This is a genomic window from Methylobacterium aquaticum (assembly GCF_001043915.1).
Lineage (GTDB): Bacteria > Pseudomonadota > Alphaproteobacteria > Rhizobiales > Beijerinckiaceae > Methylobacterium > Methylobacterium aquaticum.
Genome location: NZ_LABX01000285.1, coordinates 1 through 22,718, shown reverse-complemented (window position 1 = coordinate 22,718; position 22,718 = coordinate 1). Strand labels below are relative to the sequence as shown.

The following is a 22,718-nucleotide window of genomic DNA, read 5'->3' as shown; positions in this document are numbered from 1 at the left end:
CGGGGCGATGGTGCTGCATCTCCTGTCGGCGCGGGGCGCGCTGGACGAGGGCAAGGTCCGGGTGCGGACGCTGACGCTGCCGGATACCTACCAGGACCACGACACGCCGGAGCGGATGTACGCGCAAGCGGGCCTCGACGCCGCCTCGATCGTCAAGGTCGTCGAGGCGACCTTGCCGGCGCGCTCGGAGAACCTGTCGGCCGGCAACGTCGTCAGCGTCGCCCGCCGCCAGCGCTGAAGCGAGGGTCGGGCCGCGCCCGAGGCGCGGCCCGTCTGGGTTACTTGATGACCGCGCAGGCGATGCGGGCCCCCGCATTGCCGATCGGCTGCGTGGTATGGTCGTCCTCGTTGGCGTGGATGATCAGCGCCGAGCCGTCATTGTCCTTCAGGCCGCCCTCGCCGGTGAGCGGCGTCTCGCTCGACACCTCGGCATTCACCGAGCCGTCGGCCTGGGCGTAGACGTTCGGCAGATCGCCCTCGTCCGGGCCATCCGGGTTCAGGAGGCCGTGCTTGGCATTGTCGTGATTGACGTGCGCCTTCGACTCCTGGAACTTGTCGGTGTCGGCGCAGCTGCCCACCGCATGGAAGTGGATGCCGTGCCAGCCGGGCGGCAGGCCGCCGGGCTGGATCGTCACCCGCATCACCAGGGTGTTGGCGCCGTCCCGGAGCGCGATCTTGCCGATCGTTTCCCCCTTCGCATTGATGATGGGAGCGTCGTAGGTCGCCGGCGCGGCCGCGCTGTCCGGGGCCGGCTTGTCCTGCGCCAGCGCGGGGGCGGCAAGTCCAAGGCTCACGGCGCTCGCGAGTATGATGTGTCTCATCGGGACCACTCTCCTCCGGTGTCGCCATGTAGCTAGGGCATGTCGCGCCGCCGGGGACGGCCCGGCGAGTGCGAAGCGGTGAAAGACGACCAAGGATCGAGGGTGATGACGACGGGCGATCGGCAGCGGGCCGACCGCCTCCTGGTGGAGGCGGGCCATTTCGAGAGCCGGGCGCGGGCGCAAGCCGCGATCGAGGCCGGATTGGTGCGGGCCGACGGCGTCGTGGTGCGCCGGGCCTCCGACCTGATCGCCCGGGGCGCCGCCATCGTCGCCGAGGCACCGCATCCCTACGTGTCCCGCGGCGGCCTCAAGCTCGCCGCCGCTCTCGATGCCTTCGCGATCGATCCGGCGGGCCGGACCTGCCTCGATCTCGGCGCCTCGACCGGCGGCTTCACCGACGTGCTGCTGCGCCGCGACGCGGGCTTCGTCCATGCCGTCGATGTCGGCCGCTTCCAGCTCCATCCGAGCCTCGCGGCCGATCCCCGCGTCGCCGCACTCGAGGCGACCGACGCCCGCTTCCTCACTCCCTTCCCCGAGCCGCCCTCCCTCCTGGTGATCGACGTGAGCTTCATTTCCCTGCGGCTGGTCCTTCCGCCCGTGGTCCCGCTCCTGGCGCCCGACGCTGCCCTGGTGGCGCTGATCAAGCCGCAATTCGAGGCCGGGCGCGCGCATGTCGGCCGCGGCGGCCTGGTCCGCGACGAAGCGGTGCAGGAAACGGTCTGCGAGCGGATTCGGGATCTCGTCGTCGCGCTGGGCTTCACGGTCCGCGGCCTGATCCCGTCGCCGGTCGAGGGCGGCGACGGCAACCGGGAATTCCTGATCGGCGCGGTGCGAGGGCTTGGACGATGAGCGACGTGATGGAGATCGCCCGCCTCGGCCTGCGCGGCGACGGGGTCACGCCCGACGGCGTGGTGGTGCCCGGTGCCCTGCCGGGCGAGACGGTGCGGGCCGCGCCTGAGGAGGGGACCCGGCCGCCCCGCGCCCGGCTCGACGCCGTCCTGACGCCGTCGGCCGATCGGATCGCGCCGTTCTGCCCGTCTTTCGGCACGTGCGGCGGCTGCGCGATTCAGCACCTCGCGCCGGCACCCTATGCCGCGTGGAAGCGCGACCTCGTCGTCGGGGCGTTGGCGCGGGCGGGCATCGAGGCGCCGGTGGCGCCCCTCGTCGATGCCCACGGCACGGGCCGCCGCCGCATCACCCTGCACGTGCGCGCGGGGGAGGGCGGGCCGCAGGCCGGGTTCATGGCGGCGCGCAGCCACGCCCTGGTGGCGATCGACCATTGCCCGGTCACCGAGCCGGCCCTGCACCGCGCCCCCGAGATCGCCCGGGCGGTCAGCCGTCCTCTCGGCGGCGGCGGCGGCAAACCCCTCGACGTGCAGGTGACGGCCACGACCGGCGGCCTCGACGTCGATATCCGCGGCCACGGGCCGGCCTCCGAGCGGGCGCGCCAGGCCCTGGTGCTGCTTGCCGGCGACCTCGACCTCGCCCGGATCTCCCTCCATGGCGAGGTGCTGATCGTGCGCCGCCCGCCCGAGATCCCGGCCGGCCGCTCCCGTCTGGTGCCGCCCTCGGGCGGGTTCCTCCAGGCGACGGCGGTGGGCGAAGCGACGCTCGCGCGCCTCGTCGTCGAGGGCGTCGGCAAGGCCAAGCGGGTCCTGGATCTCTTCTCCGGCGCGGGCGCTTTCTCGCTGGCGCTGGCTGAGGCCCATACGGTGCACGCCGTCGAGGGCGAGGCCGGGGCGCTCACCGCCCTCGACCGTGCCTTTCGCGAGACGCCGGGCCTGCGCACCGTCACGACGGAGCGTCGCGACCTGTTCCGCCGCCCGCTCCTGGCCCCCGAACTCGACCGTCATGACGCCGTGGTGTTCGACCCGCCCCGCGCCGGCGCCGAGGCGCAGAGCGCCCGGATCGCCGAATCGAAGGTGCCGGTGGTCGTCGGCGTCTCCTGCGACGCCGGCAGCTTCGCCCGCGACGCGGCCCTGCTGGCGCAGGGCGGCTACCGGCTGGAGGCGGTGACCCCGGTGGACCAGTTCCGGCACTCGCCGCATGTCGAGATCGTCGGGGTGTTCCGGCGCCCAGGGAAGAAGCGCTGACGCCGAGAGGACTGCCCTCCGCCACGGTCCATGCCAGGACGGTCTGTCGGGTGTTCAGCCCCCTCCCACCCTCACCCTCACACCCCAGGATGAGGTGGCGAGTGGGAGGGCCCATCCCTTCAGCCGTCATGCTCCTGTCGTGTGCCGTGGTCCTTCGTGACGAGACCCGGCGCCGCGCAGGCTCATGATAGGAAATTCGGACAGGCTCTTCCGGATTTTGTCTCACACCGGATCGATGTCGAGCATCCGCCGCAGGCGGATCAGCTCGCCGAGGGACCGGCCCTGGAACGGGCAGCCGCCGGGGCGGTGGGGCGGATCGCCGTCGGCGATTTCCGAGACGTGGCCGAGGCCGGCCTGCTCCAGATGGGCGCAGAGCGGCGGCAGGAAGCGGGCCCGCGCCTCGGCCTTCGCCTTTGGCGAACAGCCGCGAACGGCCAGCCACGCCGCGACGAAGGGACCGATCAGCCAGGGCCAGACCGGGCCCTGATGGCAGGCGCCGTCCCGCTCCGCCACTCCGCCCGCACAGGTGCCGCGATAATCCGGATCGGCGGGATCGAGGGAGCGTAAGCCCAGCGGCGTGAGGAGCCGCGCCTCGACCGCCTCCACCACCGCCCGGGCCGGCGCGCCGGTGAGGAGCGGGAAGGGCAGCCCGCCGACCGCCAGGATCTGGTTCGGCCGCATCCTGGCATCGACCGCCCCGGGCACGTGGTCGGCATCGATCACGTCGTAGAGGGTGCCGGAGGGGGAGACGAACCGTGCGAAGCTGGCGGAGGCCCGCCGCTCCAGCTCGCGCCAGCGCGGCGACCAGCGGGTGGACCCGATCCGCAGGGCATTGATCCAGAGGGCCTGGACCTCGACCGGCTTGCCGATCCGGGGCGTGACGACCCGGTCGCCGACCTTGGCGTCCATCCAGGTGAGCGGCACGCCCGGCACGCCGGCGCGCAGGAGACCATCCGCATCGGCCTTGATGCCGTAGCGGGTGCCGGCGGCGTAGCCGTCGAGAATCGTCGCGCAGGTATCCGCCAGCCGGGCGGCCTCCGCCTCCGGGACCGGCCGCCCGGCGGCGGCATGGGCAGCGAGCACCTCGTGGACCGCCACCGGGTACCAGAGCGAGGCGTCGACGGCGTTGTAGTCCGGCGCCTCGCCCCGGTCGGGGAAGCGGTTCGGCATCATGCCCTCGCTCACCGCGCCGGCCCAGGCGAGCAGGATCGCGCGGGCCTGCGCCAGGGCGCCGGTGGCGACGAGGAGGCCACGCAGCGCGATGAAGGTGTCGCGGCCCGAATCGGTGAACCAGGGAAACCCCGCCACCAGGGTGCGCCCGCCCGGCCGGTCGACCAGGTAGGCGCCGGCTGCGAGCGCCAGCGGCGAGACAGCCTCGCGGCGCGCCCGCTCGCCCGTCACAAGCCGCTCGGCATGAGCCGCCGCCCGCACGGCGACGCCATCGCCGCTGCGCAGGATCATCACCGCCGGACCGGCGGCGAGATCGAAGGTGAAGCGGCCCGGGCTCGCCAGGTCTTCGGTGTCGTCGAGGCCGCGCTCGCGCTCCGCCGTGTAGAGGAAGTGGCGATACCACTCGGGTCCGTGCGCGTAGGTCCCGTTGGTGAGCGCGGCGATGGCCGGCATGTCGGGATAGGGGCGCCAGACGACGTTGCCGCCCCGCGCGGTCGCCGCGAAGGCGAAGGCCGCGTTCTCATGGTGCAGGGCGTGGTCGTCGCGCCCCGACAGAAGCGGCCGCACGGTGAGGAGGCAGGAGCCGGCACCGGTCAGCCGCTGCCAGCGCAGCAGGGTCTCGCCGGAATCGGGCTCGACCAGCACCTCGTGGGCGATCGTGCCGCCATCCGGCAGGCGATAGGTCCAGCGCGGCCAGGGGCTGAGGGTGAATGCCGCGATGTGGCGCCACCCGTCCGGGTGGATCACGTCGGGCGCATAACGCTGCGTCGAGAGCGGGACGGTCCCGCTCGCCGTCGCCACCTCCGCCTCGACCCCGTTGACCAGCACCACGCGGCCCATGGGCGGGGTCGTCGCGGTCAGCAGCAGGGCGTGAGAGCGCCGGGTTCGCGGCCCTGCGACCGGGCCGGAGGCGAAGCCGCCGAGCCCGTCCGCCTCGATCCATTCACGCGCATCGTCCACGGTCTACTCGCCGTCCAGGGGGAGCCAGCGCCGGCCGTCGCGGGCGAGCAGGTCGTCGGCGGCGTTCGGGCCGGCACTGCCGGCACCGTAAGGCTCCGGCTCGCCGCCCGCGCCCCAGGCCCTGACCAGCGGATCGACGACGGCCCAGGACGCCTCGATGGTGTCGGCGCGCTGGAACAGCGTGGCGTCGCCGCGGAGGCAATCGTAGAGCAGGGTCTCGTAGCCGACATTCGGCTCCTGGGCGAAGAAATCGCCCTCGCGGAAGGTCGAGCGCACGGCGCCGAGGCGCATCGACGGGCCCGGCACCTTGGCGTTGAATTCGGTGCTCATCCCCTGGACCGGATCGACCATGATCCGCAGGATGTTGGGGGCGATCTGGTCGACCGGGGTATCGCGGAACAGCCGGTAGGGCGCCGGCTTGAAATGAACCGCGATCTCGGTGCGCCGCCCGATCATCCGCTTGCCGGTGCGGAGATAGAACGGCACGCCGCCCCAGCGCCAGTTGTCGATGGTGAGCTTCAACGCCGCATAGGTCTCGGTGCGGCTCTCCTCGGCGACATGCGGCTCGTCCCGGTAGGACGGTACGGCGCGCCCCTGCTCGGTGCCGGCCCGGTACTGGCCGCGCACCGCCTCCTGCGGCTGGACCGGGCGCAATGCCTGGACGAGCTTGGCCTTCTCGGTCCGCACCGCCTCGGCATCGAAGGAGACCGGCGGCTCCATCGCGGTCATGCAGAGGAGCTGGAACAGGTGGTTGGGCACCATGTCCCGCAGCGCCCCGGTCGGCTCGTAGAAGGCGCCGCGCTCCTCGACACCGATCGTTTCGGCGGCGGTGATCTGGACGTGGTCGACGAAATCGCGCCGCCAGATCGGCTCGAACATCCCGTTGGCAAAGCGGATCGCCAGGATGCTCTGCACCGTCTCCTTCCCCAGGAAATGGTCGATCCGGTAGAGCTGCGATTCGTCGGCGACAGCCAGAAGCCGCTTGTTCAGCGCCTGCGCCGAAGCGAGGTCGCTGCCGAACGGCTTCTCGATCACCACCCGGCGGAAAGCGTCGTCGGACTGCGTCAGCAGGCCGGCCTGGCCCAGATGCTCGACGATCGGCGCGAAGAACCGCGCCGCCACCGCGAGGTAGAACACCGCGTTGCCGGAAATTGTTTCAGCGATGGCGTGGTAGGTCTCGGGCGCCAGGAAGTCGCCCTTGAGATAGTGCAGCCGGTCCCGCACGAAGCCCCAGGCCGTCGGATCGATGTGCTGCGCGTGGAACTCCGCCGTCTCGTCTTTCGTGAACGACTCCATCGTGTCGGAGAGGCTGCGTCGCCAGGTCTCGTCCGAGCCGTCGCCATGGTCGACGCCCCAGATCGTGGTCGTGTCGTCGAGGAGGTGGCTGCCCGCGAGGTTGTAGAGCGCCGGCATCAGCAGGCGCTTGGTCAGGTCGCCGCCGGCGCCGAAGATGACCAGTGTCGCGGGCGGGGTCGGTTTGCTGCCGGAGGCGGCATGCCCCTCCACCGGGACGTGCGACGTCATGGGCTTCTCCTGGCCAACGGGCGCGACGGTCGGGAAGCTAGATCCCGTGCCGTGGCGGGCAAGGTGGGCCCGTTGCTGATGGCGCGGCGGATGCAGGCCCCACCCGCATCGCCCCGGCCTTCCCCGAGCAAGGGCGGCGCCCTATGGTCCGGCCGGGATCGTGCGAGAGCGAGCGGAACGATGGCGGACAGCACCAGGCAGGCGGGCAGCGTCGCGGTGATCGGGAGCGGCGGGATCGGCGGCTACCTGGCCGGGGCGCTGGAGCGAGTGGGGCGCGACGTGACTTTATGCGTTCGCACGCCCTTCGACCGGCTCGTCATCACCGATGCCTCGGGCGAGCGCGAAGTCCCCGTGCGCGTCGTCGCCGATCCGGCCAAGGTCGGCCCGATCGACTGGGTGCTGGTGACCACCAAGGCGCAGGACACGGCAAGCGCGGAGCCGTGGTTCCGCACCCTGGTGGGGCCGACCACCCGGGTGGTGGTGATCCAGAACGGCGTCGGCCAGGCGGAGCGGGCGCGGCCTCACCTGCCGGCGGAGGTCGCGGTGCTGCCGGCGATCATCTACTGCTCGGTCGAGCGCACGGCGCCGGGCCGCATCACCCATCACGGCGCGACGCGGATGAGCGTGCCGGCGGGGGGCGACGGGGCCGCCTTCGCGGCGCTGTTTGCCGGCACGCCGTTCGAGATCACGCAGGAAGCGGATTTCGTCACGGTCGCCTGGCGCAAGCTTCTCAGCAACGCGGTCGTCAACCCGATCACGGCGCTCACCCTGCGGCGCATCGTGGTCTTCAACGATCCGGCGATCCAGGATCTCGCCCGCGGGCTGATGGACGAGGTGATCCGGGTCGCCAACGCCGAGGGCGCCCGGCTGACCGGGGAGGACGCCACCCGCGTCCTCGACAGCTATCGGCGCATCAGCGGCGATGGCGGCAGTTCGATGCTCTACGACCGCCTCGCCGGCCGGCCGCTGGAGCATGCCCATCTGACCGGCGCCGTCGTGGCGGCGGCCGAGCGCCACGGGATCGCCGTGCCGCTCAACCGGGCGATCCTGGCACTGGCGGGGGCGGCGAGCGGGCAGGGGCTGGCGGGCGACCGGTAGACGTCGGACCGGTGGCGCATCGGCGCGGGCGCCATCCGCTTTTACGCTGCGTCACAGTGTTGACGGGGGCGCCGTGCTGCGGCCAGATCCCGGCATCGGGGCGAATCATCGAACGAGTCGCCGTCCGAGACGTGCGTGAGACGAGCCGGGTTCACGGTCCCGGCTCTGTTCCGCCGAATCTTGCCGGAGACATTCGTTGCGCGCCATCCTCACTCGCCACGCTGTCCTGGCGGCGGCGCTGGTCTCGGCTGTTCTGTGGTCGCATCAGGATGCCTGGGCCCAGGAGCTGCCGCGCCAGCTCAGGGCCGAGATTGACGGCGATGTCCGCGACTGCACGCTGAAGAAGACGGCGTTCGTGCCGCAATTCATCGCGCGCAAGGACCTGAACGGCGACGGCGTGATGGACTTCATCCTGGATTACGGCGGCTACAAGTGCGGCACCCTGGCCGGCCGCTACTGCAATGGGGCGGGATGCCGGATGGAGGTCTATGTCTCGAAGGGACGGACCGGCTACGTCAAGGTGTTCGGCGGGACCGTCCGCGAACTGCGCTTCGGGACGGCGAACGGCAGGCCCGCCATCCTGCTGAGCCGGCAGGGCAGGGCCTGCGGCAAGACCGAGGCCGGCCCCTGCCGGACGACGCTGACCTGGGACGGAACGCGCTTCGCGGAGGCCCGCTGACCGGGTCACCCCTCCGGCCCGACCGCCACCCAGACCCGGCCGGCCTCGATCCGCACCGGATAGACTGCGAGGTCGCGGCAGACCGGCCCGCCCTGGGCCCGGCCGGTGGCGATCTCGAACAGGCCGTAATGCGCCGGGCACTCGATGTAGCCCTCGACCACCTCGCCTCCGGCGAGGGACACGCCCGCATGGGTGCAAAGCTCTTGCGTGGCGTAGACCGCGCCGTCGACGCGATAGAGCGCGACGGCGACGCCGCCGGCCTCGCGGGCCAGCACCGGGCTGGCGTCGAACGCGGCGAGATCGGCGACCGGGTGCCAGGTCATCAGGCGGGCAGGACCACGGCCCGGCAGGGCCCGAAGCCGATCGGCGCGAAACCCTCACGCTGGCCCCGCGCCGTCAGGATCACCTCGTCGCCATCCTCCAGGAAGCGGCGCTCCTCGCCGGTGGCGAGGCCGATCGGCGCCTTGCCGCCCTCGGTGGTCTCGAGCAGGCTACCGCACGCCTCCCGCTCCGGGCCCGACAGCGTGCCGGTGCCCAAGAGGTCGCCCGGGCGCAAGTCGCAGCCGCCGCTGGTGTGGTGGGCCACCATCTGCGCCACCGTCCAGTACATATGGCGGGCATTGGAGCGCGCGATCCGCTCCGGCGGAAGCCCGGCCGCCCGGGAGGCGGCGGTCGAGAGCCAGATCACGAGGTCGAGGTCGAGCGCGCCGCCGGCCTGATCGGCCGGGTCGAGGAGATGGGGCAGGGGAGTGGGATCGCCCGCGGGCCGTGCCGCCTGCGGGATGCGGAACGGCGCCAGCGCCTCGGGCGTGACGATCCACGGCGAGATCGTGGTGGCGAAGCTCTTGGCCAGGAACGGCCCGAGGGGCTGGTACTCCCAGCCCTGGATGTCCCGGGCCGACCAGTCGTTGAGCAGGCAGAAGCCCGCGACCTGCCCGGCGGCCTCGGCGATCGGGACCGGGGTCCCGAGATCGTTCCCGGGCCCGATCCACACCCCCAGCTCCAGCTCGTAATCGAGCCGGCGCGACGGGCCGAAGACTGGCGCGTCGAGATGCGGCGGCTTTGCCTGGCCGTGCGGCCGGCGCACCGGCGTGCCGGAAGGCCGGATCGACGAGGCCCGGCCGTGATAGCCGACCGGCAAGTGCTTGTAGTTGGGCAGGAGCGGCTGGTCGGGCCGGAAGAGGCGGCCGGTGTTGGTGGCGTGGTGGATGCCGACGAAGAAGTCGGTGTAGTCGCCGATCCGCGCCGGGAGGTGCAGGGTGCAGGCGGCAGCCTCGTGCAGCAGCGGGGACACCCGGTCGCGATCCGGGCTCTCGGCCCGCAGGAGGTCGAAGAGCTGGTGCCGCAGGGCCCGGCGCGGCCCGGCGCCGAGGGCGAGCAACCCGTTGAGAGTGCCGGATTCCGCCGCCGCCACCGCCCGCGCCGCCTCGCCCGTGAGGAGGCCCGCCGCCTGCGCCGCCGCGAGATCGAGGATCCGGTCGCCGATCGCGACGCCGGCCCGCCGGGCGCCGTCGCCGACCGAGAACAGCCCGAGCGGCAGGTTCTGGATCGGGAAGTCGGGATGTCCGTCGGCCCCCGGCACGCAGGAGCGGGCCGCCACGTCGTGCGTCCGGTCGAGGTCCGTTCCGTCGATGCTCGCCATCACCGCGCCTCCGGCCGGATCGGCCCGCCATGTCCCGCGGGCGTCATCGGACCTGCGTTGGCGGGCCCACGCTTCATCCGCTTGGGTTCTTGTTTGATCGCAGATTTTTGCCGCCGAGCCGGTGACCGCTTCGGCGAAATCTGCTGAGGCCCGTCGAACCCATCATCGAGGCGGGACGCGGCGGCGGGGCACATCCCGAGCACCGCACGGTTCATGGCCGATACGATCATGGCGACGACCCCTTCCTGCCCCGTCGATTGGTTTCAATTGCAACCTTTTCGTCTGGATAGGAGGGGCCGGAACCGGCGTCAAGCGTCGCAGCCCGCGGCGGGGCGGTTGCGAGGAGCCGGTTGCGCTCGGGTCGCCTCTGGGGCACAGCACCCGGCATGATCGCGGTGGATTGGGGAACGAGCAGCGCCCGTGCCTACCGGCTCGCACCGGACGGGGCCATTCTGGCCCGGCGCGAGGGCGCGGGTGGCATCCTGCGGGTGCCCGAGGGCGGTTTTCCGGCGGCCCTCGCCGAGATGGTCGGCCATTGGCTGGCCGAGGGCGAGGCCCGGGTGCTGCTCTCCGGCATGGTCGGCAGCCGCCAGGGCTGGCAGGAAGCGCCGTACCTCGCCTGTCCGGCGGGGCTCGACGACCTGGCCCGCTCCGTCGTGCCGGTGGCCTTCGCGGAGGCCGCTGTGCGGCTGGTGCCGGGCCTGAGCGCCGAGGATGCGGCTTGCATCCCTGAGGTGATGCGCGGCGAGGAGGTCCAGGTCTTCGGCGCCCTCGCGGAGGGGCACGAGGACGCGCTGATCTGCCTGCCGGGCAGCCATGCCAAGTGGGTGCGGGTCGTCGGCGGCCGCATCGCCGGCTTCACCACCAGCATGACCGGCGAGGCGTTCGCGGCCCTGAGCGGGCACACGATTCTCGGCCGGATGATGACCGGAACGGCGGAGCCGGGGCCGGCTTTCGAGGCGGGCGTCGCCCGCGCGGCGGAGGATGGCGGGCTGCTCCATCACCTGTTCGGCACCCGCACCCTCGGGCTGTTCGGCCGGCTGGCGCCGGAGGATGCGGCGAGCTACCTGTCGGGCCTGCTGATCGGGCACGACGTGGCCTCCGCCATGGCCGAGCCGGCCCGGGTCCGCCTCGTAGGCTCCGGTCCGCTGATGGCGCTCTACGGCCGGGCGATCGCTCTCAAGGGCGGCGAGGCGGTGGCTGGCGATCCGGATTCCGCCGCCCGCGGGCTGGCGCTGATCGGGGAGAGAACCGCATGGACGTGACGGGCTGGCTCGCGCGCTGTCCCCTGGTGGCGATCCTGCGCGGCGTGCGTCCCGACGAGGTCGAGGCGATCGGCGAGGCACTGGTGGCCGAAGGCGTCGTGATCCTCGAAGTGCCGCTGAACTCGCCCGAGCCGGTCGAGAGCGTGCGCCGTCTGGCGGCCCGCCTCGGCGACCGGGCCCTCGTGGGCGCTGGCACCTTCCGCCGCGAGGCGGAGGTCGAGGCGGTGGCGGCGGTCGGCGGGCGCCTGCTGGTGACGCCCCACGCCGATCCGGCCCTGGTGCGCGCCGCCAAGGCCCGCGGCATGGTGGCGATGCCGGGCTTCCTGACTCCGGCCGAGGCGTTCGGCCTGCTCGATGCCGGCGCCGACGCCCTGAAGCTGTTCCCGGCCGAGGCCGGGGGCCCCCCGATGGTGAAGGCTCTGCGGGCGGTTCTGCCCAAGGGCACGCCGCTGCTGCCCGTCGGCGGCGTCGATGCCCGCAGCCTGCCGGCCTGGCGCGAGGCCGGCGCCAGCGGCTATGGCTGCGGCTCCTCGCTCTACAAGCCCGGCGACACGCCCGACCAGGTCGCCACCAAGGCCAGGACCCTGATCGCCGCCCTATGACACCGGCCTCGGAGCCGCCGCGGGCCGGTTCGGCCTCGGCCCGGGCCGAGAAGGCAGGCCGGTCCGCCCTGGGCACCGGCATCGTGAAGCCCAGTGATTCGCATAAGCAACATTATGGAACTGGCCTGGCCGTCGTTCTGACTGGTCCCGATACGGCCTGCGCCGTCGCTGCCCGCCGCGACCATGCCCCGCCGGATGAACGGGCCGCCAATCCCAGGCGCCAGCCACGCCGATCGACGGCCATGATCATGAGTGTGCATCATCGCGAGCGTGATGGTGGGTCTTGATCTCGGCGGCTTTTGCGTGTTCGGCATCGGTCGATCCCGCGTCCGCGCCTCCCAGCCTCGCCACCATCCCGGTCCGCATGCTCCTCAAAGGCTCGTCTTCCGCGAAGGTCCTGGTGGCGAGCACGAGCCCGGATGCGGTCAACCACAACGTCGCGATCCGCAACGCCCTCCGCGATGGCTTCGCCGAGGTGCTCGGCGACTCTGCCGTGCGGGCGAGCCCGTTGGAACTCGCCGACGAGGCCGTGACGGGCTTCCGTCCGAGCCTCGTCGTGGCACTCGGCAGCGTCGCGGTGGATGCCGCGCCCCTGCGCGCGCTGGCGCGCAGCGCCCGGCGGTCGGGCGCGCGCCTCGCCTTCTGGCTCCACGACGACCCCTACGAGTTCGATTACGGGCCCAAGGCCGAGGCGCTGGCCGACCACGTCTTCACCAACGACCGCTGGACCCTGCCGCATTACCGGCACGCGAGCGTCTCGCACCTGCCGCTGGCCGCCTGCCGCCGGACGCATGACCGGCCGGTGCGGCCGATGGCCGACCGTCCCCTCGACCTGTTCTTCTGCGGAGCCGCCTTTCCCAACCGGATCGCGCTGCTGGAGCGGGCGCAGGCGAGCCTGTCGGGATACCGCGTCGAGGTGCGCGGCGCCGGCTGGCCGGCCGCCCTGTCCTTCGCCGAGAACATCCGGCTGGCGCCCGCCGCGATGGCCGACCGGGCGAGCGCCTCGCGCCTCACCCTGGCAATCGGCCGCGACCTCGACATCGCCAACCGGCGCTTCCGGCTGCCCGGATCGACCCCGGGGCCGCGGGTCTTCGAGGCGGCCTTGGCCGGCGCGCCGCAGCTCTGCTTCGCCGCCGGCCTCGAGATCCTGGATTACTTCGACGAGGGCCGCGAGATCCTGCTCTTCGACGACGTCCGGGAGATCGCGGAGGCCATCGCCCGCGCCCGCCGCGAGCCCGCCGCCTTCGCGGCGATGGCCGAGCGTGCCCGCGCCCGCGCGCTCGGCGCCCATACCTACCGCCACCGCGCCGAGACCATCCTGGCGGTGATGGCCGCGTGACCGGAACCGCCATGCCTCCTTCCGCGCCGCTCTCGGTGCTCCTGCTCGACACCGAGCCGAGGACCAGCAACGCCTACATCACGCTCGCGGTCGCCGACGCCCTGCGGCGCCACCCCGCCGTCGGCCGCGTCGTCCAGGCCAGCCATGCCGACGCGGTGGCGCTGGCGCAGGGCGCGCGCTTCGACCTCGTCCTGGCCCTCGGCGGGGCGAGCCGCCATCACGCCCTCCTGCGCCGCCTCTGCGCGCTCGCCGGCACCAGCGCGCTCTGGACCACCGAGGACCCCTACCTGAGCGCCGCGAATGCCCGGCTCTCGGGCTGCTTCGACCTCGTCTTCACCAACGATCGCGGCTCGCTTCCCCGCTATCGCGCCGGCGCCCGGCACCTGCCGCTCGCGGCCACGACCCTGTTCCAGGATCTCCCCGTCCGGCCCGACGATGCCGATTACCGCTATGATCTTCTCTTCGTCGGGACGGCCTGGCCGAACCGGGTCGCGACGCTCAACCGGATCCTGTCGGCGTTTCCCCGCGACCTAAAGGTCAAGATCGCGCTGCCGGCGAACGCCTACCTGCCGCAACCCGTATTGGTGCGCGACGACCTCATCGTCGACTGGCGCTGCGGCAACGAGGATTTCGCCCGCTTCGCCCAGGCCAGCCGGGTGGTGCTGACCCTGCCGCGGGTCTTCACCGCGGGGGCGGACGAGACAGCGTCGGGCACGACGCCGCCGCCGCGGCTGTTCGAGGTGGCGCTTGCCGGCGGGGCGCAGCTCGTGGTCGGCTCGGACCCCGAGACCTTCACCTATTACGCGCCCGACCACGAGATCCGCGCCTGCGCGGAGGACGACGCCGTCCGAACGATCGCCGCGATGCTGGCCGCGCCGCGAGAGCGCATCGCCATGGCCGAGCGGGCCCGGGCCCGCACCCTCGCCGAGCACCTCTACGACCATCGGGTCGACGTGATCGTGCGGGCGGTCATCGAGCGGCAGGGGGCCGGCGACCCGGGTGGATGTCCACAGGCGGCGCTCAAACCCCGCATCCTCTTCGTCGCCCATAACCGCGCCGGGCGGCGCCAGGGGGGCGGGGTGGAATTCTACCAGGAGCAGCTGGCCGGCGCCCTCGACGGGGTCGAGCCCCTGTTCCTCTACCCCTCCTTCGAGGAGGAATCGTGGGTCATGCGCCTCGACGAGGGCGGGACATCGGACGCCTTCCCGATCCCGCCGGCCGGGACGCTGCTCGCCAGCCCCGAGATCGAGGCCGCGTTCGAGCGCATCCTGGTCGAGCGCCGGATCGACCTCGTCCATGTCCACCACCTGCTCGGCCTGCCCTTGAGCTTGCCGGCGATCGCCCGGGCCCATGGCGTGCCGGTGGTGGCGCAGCTGCACGACTTCTTCCTCGTCTGCCACCGCTACACCCTGATGAACCAGCACGGCCGGTTCTGCGACGTGGTGCATCGCGGCGAGGGGCAATGCGACGGCTGCCTCGCCAGCACGGGCGGCCTGCCGGCCGGCGCCAAGGCCCGCCGCGACGGGTTCGTGGCGCGGATGCTCGGCAGCGTCGACGCCGTCGTGACCAGCAGGCCGGCCACTGCGGAGTATGTCCGGGCGTTCTATCCCGAAGCGGCGGCCCGGGTCGCGGTGATCGAGATGGTGGATGCGGAGCCGTCCGGCCTCCCGCCCCCGGAGCCCGTTCCGTCCGAGCCTCGCGCGCCCATCGCCCGCAGGCCGCTGCGGGTCGCGGTGCTGGGCAACGTCGTCGATCACAAGGGCGCTCGGACCCTGCTCGAACTCGTGCAGACCACGGAGGGCGAGGGCTTCGTCTTCGAGGTGTTCGGCTACATCGAGACCTACCTCGTCGTCGCCTTCGAGGCGCAGGCGGGGGAGCGGCTGACCCTGCGCGGCGGCTATGCCCGCGAGGAGGTACCGGCCCTGCTCGCCGGCTGCGACGTGTCGCTCCACCTCTCGCTCTGGCCCGAGACCTACATGATCTCGCTCACCGAGGCGTGGCGGGCCGGGCTGATCCCGATCGTCACCGCGCTCGGAGCGCCGGGGGAGCGGGTCACCGAGGGCGTCGACGGCCTCAAGGTCCCGCCCGGCGAATCGGGGGCCGTCCGCCAGGCCCTGCGGCGGCTGAGCCACGATCCCGGCCTCGTCGCCACCTTGCGCGCCGCGATCGCCCACAAGACCTTCCCGACCGTGGCCGGGCATGCCGCGCAGATGACGGCGCTCTACCGCGATCTGATCGCCGCCCGCCCCGCGCCCCATGCCGCGCCGGGCGAGCCCTCCGCTCCCTTCACCCTCTCGGCCGTCGATCTCGGCTTCCGCCTCAACCACCCGGACTGGACCAGTCCGGCGATCGTCTGGGACGGGGCGGAGGAGACAAGCGCGATCACCGACGCGCTGCCGCCGGCCGTCGCCGCACTGCCTGAGCGGGTGCTGGCACCGGGCGAGCCCGGCCTGTCCTGGGAGATCGCCGACCTTGTCGTCGACGGCCAGCGTCTCCCCGGCCGGATCGGCGCCTATGCCGCCTGCGACAGCGTCGCGCTGCGCGGCTGGATCTGGCGGCCGAAGGCCGGCCGGCCGGCCCGGACCTGGCTGCGGCTGCGCTCGGAGAGCGCCGCGCGCTACGTCACCGCCCTCCCCGAGCGCCGCCCCGAGCTGGCCGGCCGGTTCGCCACCGGCCGGGCCGAGCAGGCGGGCTTCGCCGCCCATCTGCGCATCGCGGACCTGCCGGGGGGGCCGCACGCGATCGACCTCCTCCAGGTCTACGGCGACCATGTCGCGGTCGCCCGCGACATCGTGCATTTCGTCGCCCCGGGCCTGCCGGCGCTCGGGCCAGTCACGCCGTGGCGGGGCGGCCTGCCGGTGCCGGAGGGCGCGTTGCGCCGCAGCGCGGCGCCCGCCCGCCTCGCGGGCCATGGGTTGCAGGTGATCGAGGGCGTGCCGGTGGCGCGCCAGGGCGGCCTCACCCGCATGGCGGTGGCGCCTCCGGCCGGGACGCGGCGCGGGCCGGCCTTCCTGATCCTGGAGGGCGAGGCGAACACGGCCTGGACGAGGGCGGTGTGGCACGACGAGGACGGGACGGAGCGGATCGGCGCCGAGGCGCAGATCCGAGACATTCCGTCGGGCGACTATCGCCTGTGCGTCCTGATCGGGGACGAGGACGGGGCCGACCTCCACGAGACCGGCACCACGCTCTTCGTCTCGCCCACCGCCCGCCCTTGCCTCGTCACGGTCTCGCCGCCGCCGGCCCTGCGCCGGGCCTGGATCACGCGGGTGCGCAGCCGCCCGAGCCTCGACGCCGTCACTCTCGGCGAGACCTCGCCGCTCCTCGGCCCCCCCGTCACCGTTGCGGGCTGGGGCTTCACGCCTGGGCGCGGCCGTCCGCTCAGCTGGATCGCGCGCTGGGGCGCCGGGGGCCGGCACCGCTTCATGATCGCCGAGAGCTTCGCCCGCCAGGACGTGGCGGCGCATCTGGGTGAGTCGGACGCACTGACCGCCGGCTTCGAGATCCAATTGCCCCTCGCCGCTTTGCGGGACGGGAGCCTGCGGGTGTTCCAGGTCTATGAGGCCGGCGTGGTCGCCCTGCCCGACTTCCCGCGGCACGTCCTCGGGATGATCCCGGCAGGATGATCCCGGCGAGTCGATCTCGGAATAAGACCAACGGTCGTTGAAAACGACCGTTGGTTCCATTCTCAAAATTTTCGCCAATCTTTTGCCGTGGTATCGAACACTTGAGATGGTTCATCGGCCCGATGCGTCAGCATCTTGGTCCGATGGTATAGCACGGTGTCCGAACGATCCGTTCGGACACCGCATCAGCAAGCCAGCGCGGCGATTGAGCGAAGCCGGTTTCCGCGTCGCGAAGCGATCCATCGGACACCGTATCAGGCTGGCGGGGAGCGACGTCCCCGCCCCTCGCCTCACCACTTGTAGCTGAGGCTCGCGGTGATGCGGCGCTGCTCGCCGTAGAAGCAGGCCGTGACCGACTGGCACGACGAGACGAAGCGCTTGTCGGCGAGGTTGGCGGCGTTGATGGCGAAGCGCCAGTTGTCGCGGCTGTAATGGATCACCGCGTCGAACAGGGCGCGCTCGGGCACCGTCAGGGTGTTGTTCACGTCGGCGAAGGAGCGGCCGACATAGCGCACGCCGGCGCCGAAGCCGAAACCGGCCCAGTCGCCGGTCGGGATGGTATAGTCGGCGAAAACCGAGGCCAGGGTCTCGGGCGTGTTGACCGGCGTCCGGCCGATCGTGCCGATATCACCCTTGGTGACCTCGAGATTGTAGCTCGTGAACGACGCGACGACGTTGAAGTCCTTGGTGAGGTTGGCCACCAACTGCGCCTCGACGCCGCGCGAGCGGGTCTCGCCGAGCTGGAGCTGATTGTTCGTGTTGACCGGGTCCGGCGTCAAGGTGTTGGCCAGCGCCAGATCGAAGGCGGCCACCGTCAGGAAGGCGTTCGCACCCGGGATCTCATACTTGACGCCGGCCTCATACTGGTCGCCCGTGGTCGGCCGGAACGGCTGGCTGAAGGCGTTGGTGCCGACCTGCGGGTTGAAGAAGGTCGAATAACTGATGTACGGCGCCAGGCCGAAATCGAAATTGTAGATCAGCCCGTAGCGCTGCGTGTAGGCATTGGCCGATTGCCGCGTCTGCGTGCTGGCGAGCCGGTTGTTGACCTCGTTCGAGGTGAAGTCGCCGCGGCCGGACACGACCAGGGTCAGCTCGGGCGTGAGCTTGACCTGGTCCTGGAAATAGAGGCCGAGCTGCTGGAACACGTCGTAATTGACGAGGTAGGGCGCGACCGGGACGCTCGGGCTGCCGTAATTCGGCGTGATGATGTTGAACGGCGCGAGCGTGCCGAAGCCGCCGACGGCTTGGTTGTCGTTGAGCTGGAAGTTCTTGTAGTCGAGCCCCATCAGGAAGGTGTGCTTGAACAGGCCGTCGTCGAACCGGGCCACCGCCTGGTTGTCGACGTTGAACAGGCGGGCCCGCGAGGCGGCGCGGAAGCGGTAGCGCGAGACTTGCGTCTGGTTCGCGTCGGCATAGCCGAGACCGCCCAGGAAGGCATCGTCGAGCGCATCGCTGAAGGCGTAACGCAGGTTCTGCCGGAAGGTCCAGGTGTCGTCGAAGATATGCTCGAACTCGTAGCCGACGCTGGCCTGGGTGCGCCGGTAGGTGTTGTTGAATGGATCCGAGACGTTATCGTTCTGCCGGATGCGCAGGCCGAGTACCGTCGGCCGCACCGTGCCGTAATAGGGCAGGAATGCGTTGAGGCGGCCGGTATCGTCGTACTGGACGCTCGACAGCAGGGTGAAGGTGGTGGCGCCGTCCGGCTTGTAGGTGAAGGTCGGGGCGATGTAGCCGCGATTTTCGTCGAGGCCGTCGACCTGGGTGCCGCCCTGCCGGCCGATGCCGGTCAGGCGGTAGAACCACTTCCCCTCCGTATCGGCCGGACCGCCGAGATCGAAGCCGAGGTATTTCTGGCCGAACGAGCCGCCGCCGACCTCGATGGAGCGCAGGGGTTCGATGGGCGGCTTCTTGCTGATCAGGTTGATGAGGCCCCCGGGACCGCCCTGTCCGAACAGAACCGCGGCCGGCCCGCGCAGCACGTCGATCCGCTCGAGGCCGTAAGGATCGACCTTGTAGCTCGCGAAGCCGTAGTTGAAGAGCTGCAACCCGTCCCGGTACAGGCCGGTATCGTTGGCCGTGAAGCCGCGGATCAGGAAGAAGTCGACTCGCGGGTCGGGCCCGAAGGCGTTGCCGAAGACGCCGGCCGAGTAGCTGATCGCGTCGCCGACCTGCTGCGGCTTGAGGGCGTCGATCTGCTCGCGGCCGATCACGGTAACCGATTGCGGCGTCTCGATCAGCGGGGTGTCGGTCTTGGTCGAGGTCAGCGTCCGCTTGGCGACATAGCCGTCGATCGGGCCGCGCGGATCCTCCTTCGGGCGGGCCGCGCCTCCATTCACCCCGGTCGGCGTCCGCGTGCCGCCGACGTCGATCGCGTCGAGCTGGATCGCACCGCCGGCCGCCGGCCGGGGCGGCGTCGCGTCCTGCGCCATCGCGCCCGATGCGGCGATGGACAGACCGATCAGGGAGACGCCGCCGGCAAGCGCGGCGACGAGGCGGGTGGACGGGACACGGACACGGAGATGGGGACGCATGGCCTGACCTTCGGGCAACGGCTCACCGGCCCCGGGGAGCAGGGCCTCCCGGGTCGGTTCCGTTCTTTAGAATGAGACTAAGCTGTTGTTCTGGCTCGATTTTTCTAGCACGGCCGGTCCGCCTGCGGAGTCCGAATGCCGTATTGTGCGGTGGATGTTAGTGCCCGTGTCATATTCGCCACGATGGCAGGGCGGGCGCCGGGGGCGGCCGACCCTCGAGGGGCGGTGACCGGCCGGCCCTCCGGTCCCCTGCTGGCCGCCCGGCCTCACCCCACCGGATGGAACGGCGCCCGCCCGACCAGCCCGCCCTCCCGGTCGAACACCACCACCTCCAGCGCGCTGCCAGAGGCCGACAGCGCCCGGGCCGCCGTCTCCCAGGCGTAACGGGCGACGAGATCGGCGAGCGGCAGGTCGCGTCCTTGCGCCAGGCGCAGGACTTCGAGGGCGGTGTTGGCGCCGGCCGCCTGCCGGGCGAGGTCCGGTGCACCGCCGGCCTCCGTCACCCGCTCCGCCAGCCAGGCGAGGTCGACCGGCCCGGAGCGGGAATGCAGATCGAGGAGGCCGTGGCCGAGCTTCGCCATCTTGGCGATGCCGCCGGCGATCGTGACCCGCGGCACAGGATGGCGGCGGAGGTATTTCAGCATGCCGCCGGCGAAGTCGCCCATGTCGATGAGCGCTTGCGGCGGCAGGCCGTGCAGGCGGGCCACCGCCTCCTCCGAGGTCGAGCCGGTGGCGCCCGCGACGTGGTCGAGGGCACCGGCCCGGGCGACGTCGATGCCGCGATGGATGCTGTCGATCCAGGCGGCGCAGGAATAGGGCACCACCACGCCGGTCGTGCCGAGCACCGACAATCCGCCGAGGATGCCGAGCCGCGGATTCAGGGTTTTTTGCGCCAGCGCCTCGCCGCCGGGAATCGCGATCTCCACCACCACGTCCGGCGGGCCGCCGAGGCCCATCGCGGCTTCCGCGATCGCCGCCGCGATCATCCGCCGCGGCATCGGGTTGATCGCCGGCTCGCCGACCGGCAGCGGCAGCCCGGCCCGGGTCACGGTGCCGACGCCGGGCCCGGCCCGGAACGCGACGCCGGAGCCAGGCGATCCCCGCCGCACCGTCGCCAGGACCAGGACCCCGTGGGTCACGTCGGGATCGTCGCCGGCATCCTTCACCACCCCGGCGGTCGCCCCGTCCTCGACGAGCCCGGTCCGCGCCAGGGCGAAGGCCGGGCGCGCGCCGCTCGGCAGCGGGATCTCGACCGGATCCGGAAACAGGCCGGTGACGAGCGCCGCATACGCCGCCTTGGCCGCCGCCGCCGCGCAGGCGCCGGTGGTCCAGCCGCGGCGGAGGGTCTCCCGTGGTCGTGTCGCATCCATGCGGCGTGGTATCACCCGGGCGCGGCGCGGTGAATGCGCGTCGTCTCGCCCGATGATGGACCCCGTCGTGACCCAACGCCCTGCAAGCGGCCTCCTGATCGCCGCCGCCCGTTCCGGCTCCGGCAAGACCACCGTGACCCTTGCCCTGCTGCGCGCCCTGCGCCGCCGGGGGCTGGTGGTGGCCGGGGCGAAATGCGGGCCGGACTATATCGACCCCGCCTTCCACGCCGCCGCCACCGGCCGGCCGAGCTACAACCTCGACAGCTTCGCCATGGACGGCGTCCTGCTCGACGCGGTGGCGGGCCGGGCGGGCGCGGGGTCCGACCTGCTCCTCGCCGAGGGCTCGATGGGCCTGTTCGACGGCATCGTGGCCGAAGAGGGCCGCAGCGGCGCCAATGCCGATATTGCCGCCCGCTACGGCTGGCCGGTCGTGCTGGTGCTCGACGTCTCGGGCGCGGCGCAATCGGCCGCGGCCACCGCCCTCGGGGTCCGGGCCTACGATCCGCGCCTGACGCTTGCCGGCGTGATCCTCAACAAGGTGGCGAGCCCGCGCCATCGCCGCCTGGTCGAGGTCGGCCTGACCCGGATCGGCATCCCGGTGCTCGGCGCCGTGCCGCGGGAGGCGGCGCTCGTCCTCCCCGAGCGCCATCTCGGCCTGATCCAGGCCGGCGAGACCGAGGACCTGGAAGCCCGCCTCGACCACCTCGCCGATCTGGCGGAGACCTCGATCGATCTCGACGCAGTGGTGGCCGCCGCCGGCGGGCGGGTCCCGGCTCCGGGGATCGGGCATCTGCCGCCCCCGCCAGGCCAGCGCCTCGCCGTGGCGCGCGACGCGGCGTTCTCCTTCGTCTATCCGCATCTCGACGCCGGCTGGCGGGCGGCCGGGGCCGAGATCGTGCCGTTCTCACCGCTCGCCGACGAGGCCCCGCCCGCGGATTGCGACGCCTGCTGGCTGCCGGGCGGCTATCCGGAGCTGCATGCCGGTCGAATCGCCGCCGCCTCGCGCTTCCTCGATGGCTTGCGGGCCTTCGCCGAGACGAGGCCGATCCATGGCGAATGCGGCGGCTACATGGTGCTGGGTGAGAGCCTGGAGGACGCCGAGGGCGCGAGCCACCGCATGGCCGGTCTCCTGCCGGTCGCGACCTCCTATGCCCGGCGCCGGCTGCATCTCGGCTACCGGATCGCGACGCTCGTCGGGACCGGCTCGCTCGGCCCCGCCGGCCAGGGCCTGGTCGGGCACGAGTTCCACTATGCGAGCGAACTCACGCCGCCGCCCGGCCCCGGCGAGGCCCTGGCCGCGGTGACGGACGCCGAAGGGAAAGCGCTCGGCTTCGCCGGGCACCGGCGCGGCCGGGTCAGCGGCAGCTTCTTCCATCTCGTCGGGCTGCGCTGAACGCCGGTCCCGGCACCCTCGCCTCTCCTTGCCGACGTCGTCTGGCCAGCCTTACTCGGCGGCGACGCTGCCCTCGCCGGTCGCCGCGCCGGCATGGCGGCCGAGGCGGGCCGCGGAGCGCACGATCGCCAGCACCTCGCGGCGCAGCTGCTCGTCCTCGATCTGCACGTAGGCGCGCAGCAGCTCGATGGCGCCTTGCGCGCTCAGGAAGCCGAAGACGTTGTCGTCGCTGGTCTCGCCGCCGGTCTGGTCCTCGAAGAAGGCCGAGACCGGCACTTCCAGCAGCCGGGCGATCTCGCGCAGGCGGCCGGCGCCGACGCGGTTCTGGCCTTTCTCGTATTTCTGGACCTGCTGGAAGGTCACGCCGACGGCGTTGCCGAGGGCGGTCTGGCTCAACCCCTTGGCCTTCCGGAGGGCCGTGATGCGAACTCCGACGAGACGGTCGACCTCAGTGGTTTGCTTGGGCATCGGTCCTCGACATCTTCGTGCTGGCTTGCCGACAGCCCCCTCCCCAAAATCAGAGGGCCGCCGTCCCGCGTCGTTCATGTCCACGGCGGCCGGTTCACGGCCTCGCGGATGTTCTGTTGGCCGAGCCCACGAGACTA

The 22,718-nt window shown here is 72.2% G+C and carries 17 protein-coding genes and 1 pseudogene; 10 read left to right on the top strand and 8 right to left on the bottom strand.

Annotated elements, in window-relative coordinates:
• A pseudogene (locus VP06_RS29495) lies at positions 1-238 on the top strand (1-deoxy-D-xylulose-5-phosphate synthase); the annotation flags it as partial.
• Positions 239-278: 40 nt separating this feature from the next.
• Here VP06_RS29495 and VP06_RS29490 read toward each other — a convergent pair.
• Entirely contained in the window at positions 279-821 is a 543-nt protein-coding gene (locus tag VP06_RS29490; protein WP_048467377.1) for a superoxide dismutase family protein, read from the bottom strand.
• A gap of 105 nt (positions 822-926) precedes the next feature.
• Here VP06_RS29490 and VP06_RS29485 point away from each other — a divergent pair, with 105 nt between their 5' ends.
• Entirely contained in the window at positions 927-1,670 is a 744-nt protein-coding gene (locus tag VP06_RS29485) for a TlyA family RNA methyltransferase (protein ID WP_048467376.1), read from the top strand.
• Positions 1,667-2,914, top strand: coding sequence for a class I SAM-dependent RNA methyltransferase (locus VP06_RS29480; protein WP_048467375.1), 1,248 nt, complete (start codon positions 1,667-1,669; stop codon positions 2,912-2,914). The genes VP06_RS29485 and VP06_RS29480 overlap by 4 nt, the downstream gene beginning before the upstream one ends.
• Positions 2,915-3,136: 222 nt before the next feature.
• Here VP06_RS29480 and VP06_RS29475 read toward each other — a convergent pair whose 3' ends face one another.
• Together VP06_RS29475 and zwf are read right to left on the bottom strand one after the other, a co-directional pair.
• Positions 3,137-5,044 (bottom strand): amylo-alpha-1,6-glucosidase, encoded by a 1,908-nt coding sequence (locus VP06_RS29475; protein ID WP_048467374.1) that lies wholly within the window; start codon positions 5,042-5,044, stop codon positions 3,137-3,139.
• A 3-nt stretch (positions 5,045-5,047) separates the two neighbouring features.
• A complete protein-coding gene (zwf, locus tag VP06_RS29470; RefSeq protein WP_082167694.1) occupies positions 5,048-6,568 on the bottom strand; it encodes a glucose-6-phosphate dehydrogenase in 1,521 nt (506 codons plus the stop codon).
• 180 nt (positions 6,569-6,748) lie between these two features.
• On the opposite strand from zwf, the gene VP06_RS29465 reads away from it, so the two are divergent.
• Both VP06_RS29465 and VP06_RS29460 read left to right on the top strand, forming a co-directional pair.
• Entirely contained in the window at positions 6,749-7,666 is a 918-nt protein-coding gene (locus tag VP06_RS29465; RefSeq protein WP_048467373.1) for a 2-dehydropantoate 2-reductase, read from the top strand.
• Between the two features lie 196 nt (positions 7,667-7,862).
• Positions 7,863-8,345 carry a hypothetical protein gene (locus VP06_RS29460; protein WP_053082087.1) on the top strand — a complete coding sequence of 161 codons (483 nt, stop codon included), beginning with the start codon at positions 7,863-7,865 and terminating at the stop codon, positions 8,343-8,345.
• A gap of 5 nt (positions 8,346-8,350) precedes the next feature.
• On the opposite strand, the gene VP06_RS29455 is transcribed toward VP06_RS29460, so the two are convergent.
• Positions 8,351-8,668 (bottom strand): Rieske (2Fe-2S) protein, encoded by a 318-nt coding sequence (locus VP06_RS29455; protein ID WP_048467372.1) that lies wholly within the window; start codon positions 8,666-8,668, stop codon positions 8,351-8,353.
• Entirely contained in the window at positions 8,668-9,987 is a 1,320-nt protein-coding gene (gene fahA, locus VP06_RS29450) for a fumarylacetoacetase (RefSeq protein ID WP_048467371.1), read from the bottom strand. Before fahA ends, VP06_RS29455 begins: the two co-directional genes overlap by 1 nt.
• 350 nt (positions 9,988-10,337) lie before the next feature.
• On the opposite strand from fahA, the gene VP06_RS29445 reads away from it, so the two are divergent.
• The 4 genes from VP06_RS29445 to VP06_RS29430 all read left to right on the top strand — a co-directional run bounded on the left by VP06_RS29445 (position 10,338) and on the right by VP06_RS29430 (position 16,819).
• Positions 10,338-11,252 carry a 2-dehydro-3-deoxygalactonokinase gene (locus VP06_RS29445; RefSeq protein WP_245291367.1) on the top strand — a complete coding sequence of 305 codons (915 nt, stop codon included), beginning with the start codon at positions 10,338-10,340 and terminating at the stop codon, positions 11,250-11,252.
• Positions 11,243-11,854, top strand: a complete 612-nt coding sequence (locus VP06_RS29440; RefSeq protein ID WP_048467369.1) for a 2-dehydro-3-deoxy-6-phosphogalactonate aldolase — start codon at positions 11,243-11,245, stop codon at positions 11,852-11,854. The genes VP06_RS29445 and VP06_RS29440 overlap by 10 nt, the downstream gene beginning before the upstream one ends.
• Positions 11,855-12,254: 400 nt before the next feature.
• The gene (locus tag VP06_RS29435; RefSeq protein ID WP_245291366.1) at positions 12,255-13,193 is read left to right on the top strand and encodes a CgeB family protein; all 939 of its coding nucleotides are present in this window, start codon (positions 12,255-12,257) and stop codon (positions 13,191-13,193) included.
• A gap of 11 nt (positions 13,194-13,204) precedes the next feature.
• The gene (locus VP06_RS29430; RefSeq protein ID WP_053082086.1) at positions 13,205-16,819 is read left to right on the top strand and encodes a glycosyltransferase family protein; all 3,615 of its coding nucleotides are present in this window, start codon (positions 13,205-13,207) and stop codon (positions 16,817-16,819) included.
• A 290-nt stretch (positions 16,820-17,109) separates the two neighbouring features.
• Here VP06_RS29430 and VP06_RS29425 read toward each other — a convergent pair whose 3' ends face one another.
• Entirely contained in the window at positions 17,110-19,350 is a 2,241-nt protein-coding gene (locus VP06_RS29425) for a TonB-dependent siderophore receptor (protein ID WP_048467367.1), read from the bottom strand.
• A gap of 266 nt (positions 19,351-19,616) precedes the next feature.
• Complete coding sequence (locus tag VP06_RS29420; RefSeq protein ID WP_048467366.1) at positions 19,617-20,720, bottom strand: cobalt-precorrin-5B (C(1))-methyltransferase; 1,104 nt, start codon at positions 20,718-20,720, stop codon at positions 19,617-19,619.
• A 55-nt stretch (positions 20,721-20,775) separates the two neighbouring features.
• Between VP06_RS29420 and VP06_RS29415 the strand changes: the two genes are divergently transcribed.
• On the top strand, positions 20,776-22,113 hold the full coding sequence (locus VP06_RS29415) for a cobyrinic acid a,c-diamide synthase CobB (RefSeq protein ID WP_048467365.1): 1,338 nt from the start codon (positions 20,776-20,778) through the stop codon (positions 22,111-22,113).
• Between the two features lie 51 nt (positions 22,114-22,164).
• Here the strand turns inward: VP06_RS29415 and VP06_RS29410 are convergent, their stop codons facing one another.
• The gene (locus VP06_RS29410; protein WP_048467364.1) at positions 22,165-22,581 is read right to left on the bottom strand and encodes a helix-turn-helix domain-containing protein; all 417 of its coding nucleotides are present in this window, start codon (positions 22,579-22,581) and stop codon (positions 22,165-22,167) included.
• Positions 22,582-22,718: the final 137 nt, after the last annotated feature.

What these genes read in the sequence shown, in the direction of transcription:
- VP06_RS29410 (WP_048467364.1), bottom strand. Translation starts at nt 22,581, where the DNA reads ATGCCCAAGCAAACCACTGAGGTCGACCGTCTCGTCGGAGTTCGCATC.
- VP06_RS29490 (WP_048467377.1), bottom strand. Translation starts at nt 821, where the DNA reads ATGAGACACATCATACTCGCGAGCGCCGTGAGCCTTGGACTTGCCGCC.
- VP06_RS29440 (WP_048467369.1), top strand. Translation starts at nt 11,243, where the DNA reads ATGGACGTGACGGGCTGGCTCGCGCGCTGTCCCCTGGTGGCGATCCTG.
- fahA (WP_048467371.1), bottom strand. Translation starts at nt 9,987, where the DNA reads ATGGCGAGCATCGACGGAACGGACCTCGACCGGACGCACGACGTGGCG.
- VP06_RS29430 (WP_053082086.1), top strand. Translation starts at nt 13,205, where the DNA reads ATGCCTCCTTCCGCGCCGCTCTCGGTGCTCCTGCTCGACACCGAGCCG.
- VP06_RS29455 (WP_048467372.1), bottom strand. Translation starts at nt 8,668, where the DNA reads ATGACCTGGCACCCGGTCGCCGATCTCGCCGCGTTCGACGCCAGCCCG.
- VP06_RS29425 (WP_048467367.1), bottom strand. Translation starts at nt 19,350, where the DNA reads ATGCGTCCCCATCTCCGTGTCCGTGTCCCGTCCACCCGCCTCGTCGCC.
- VP06_RS29415 (WP_048467365.1), top strand. Translation starts at nt 20,776, where the DNA reads ATGGACCCCGTCGTGACCCAACGCCCTGCAAGCGGCCTCCTGATCGCC.
- VP06_RS29420 (WP_048467366.1), bottom strand. Translation starts at nt 20,720, where the DNA reads ATGGATGCGACACGACCACGGGAGACCCTCCGCCGCGGCTGGACCACC.
- zwf (WP_082167694.1), bottom strand. Translation starts at nt 6,568, where the DNA reads ATGACGTCGCACGTCCCGGTGGAGGGGCATGCCGCCTCCGGCAGCAAA.
- VP06_RS29485 (WP_048467376.1), top strand. Translation starts at nt 927, where the DNA reads ATGACGACGGGCGATCGGCAGCGGGCCGACCGCCTCCTGGTGGAGGCG.
- VP06_RS29465 (WP_048467373.1), top strand. Translation starts at nt 6,749, where the DNA reads ATGGCGGACAGCACCAGGCAGGCGGGCAGCGTCGCGGTGATCGGGAGC.
- VP06_RS29480 (WP_048467375.1), top strand. Translation starts at nt 1,667, where the DNA reads ATGAGCGACGTGATGGAGATCGCCCGCCTCGGCCTGCGCGGCGACGGG.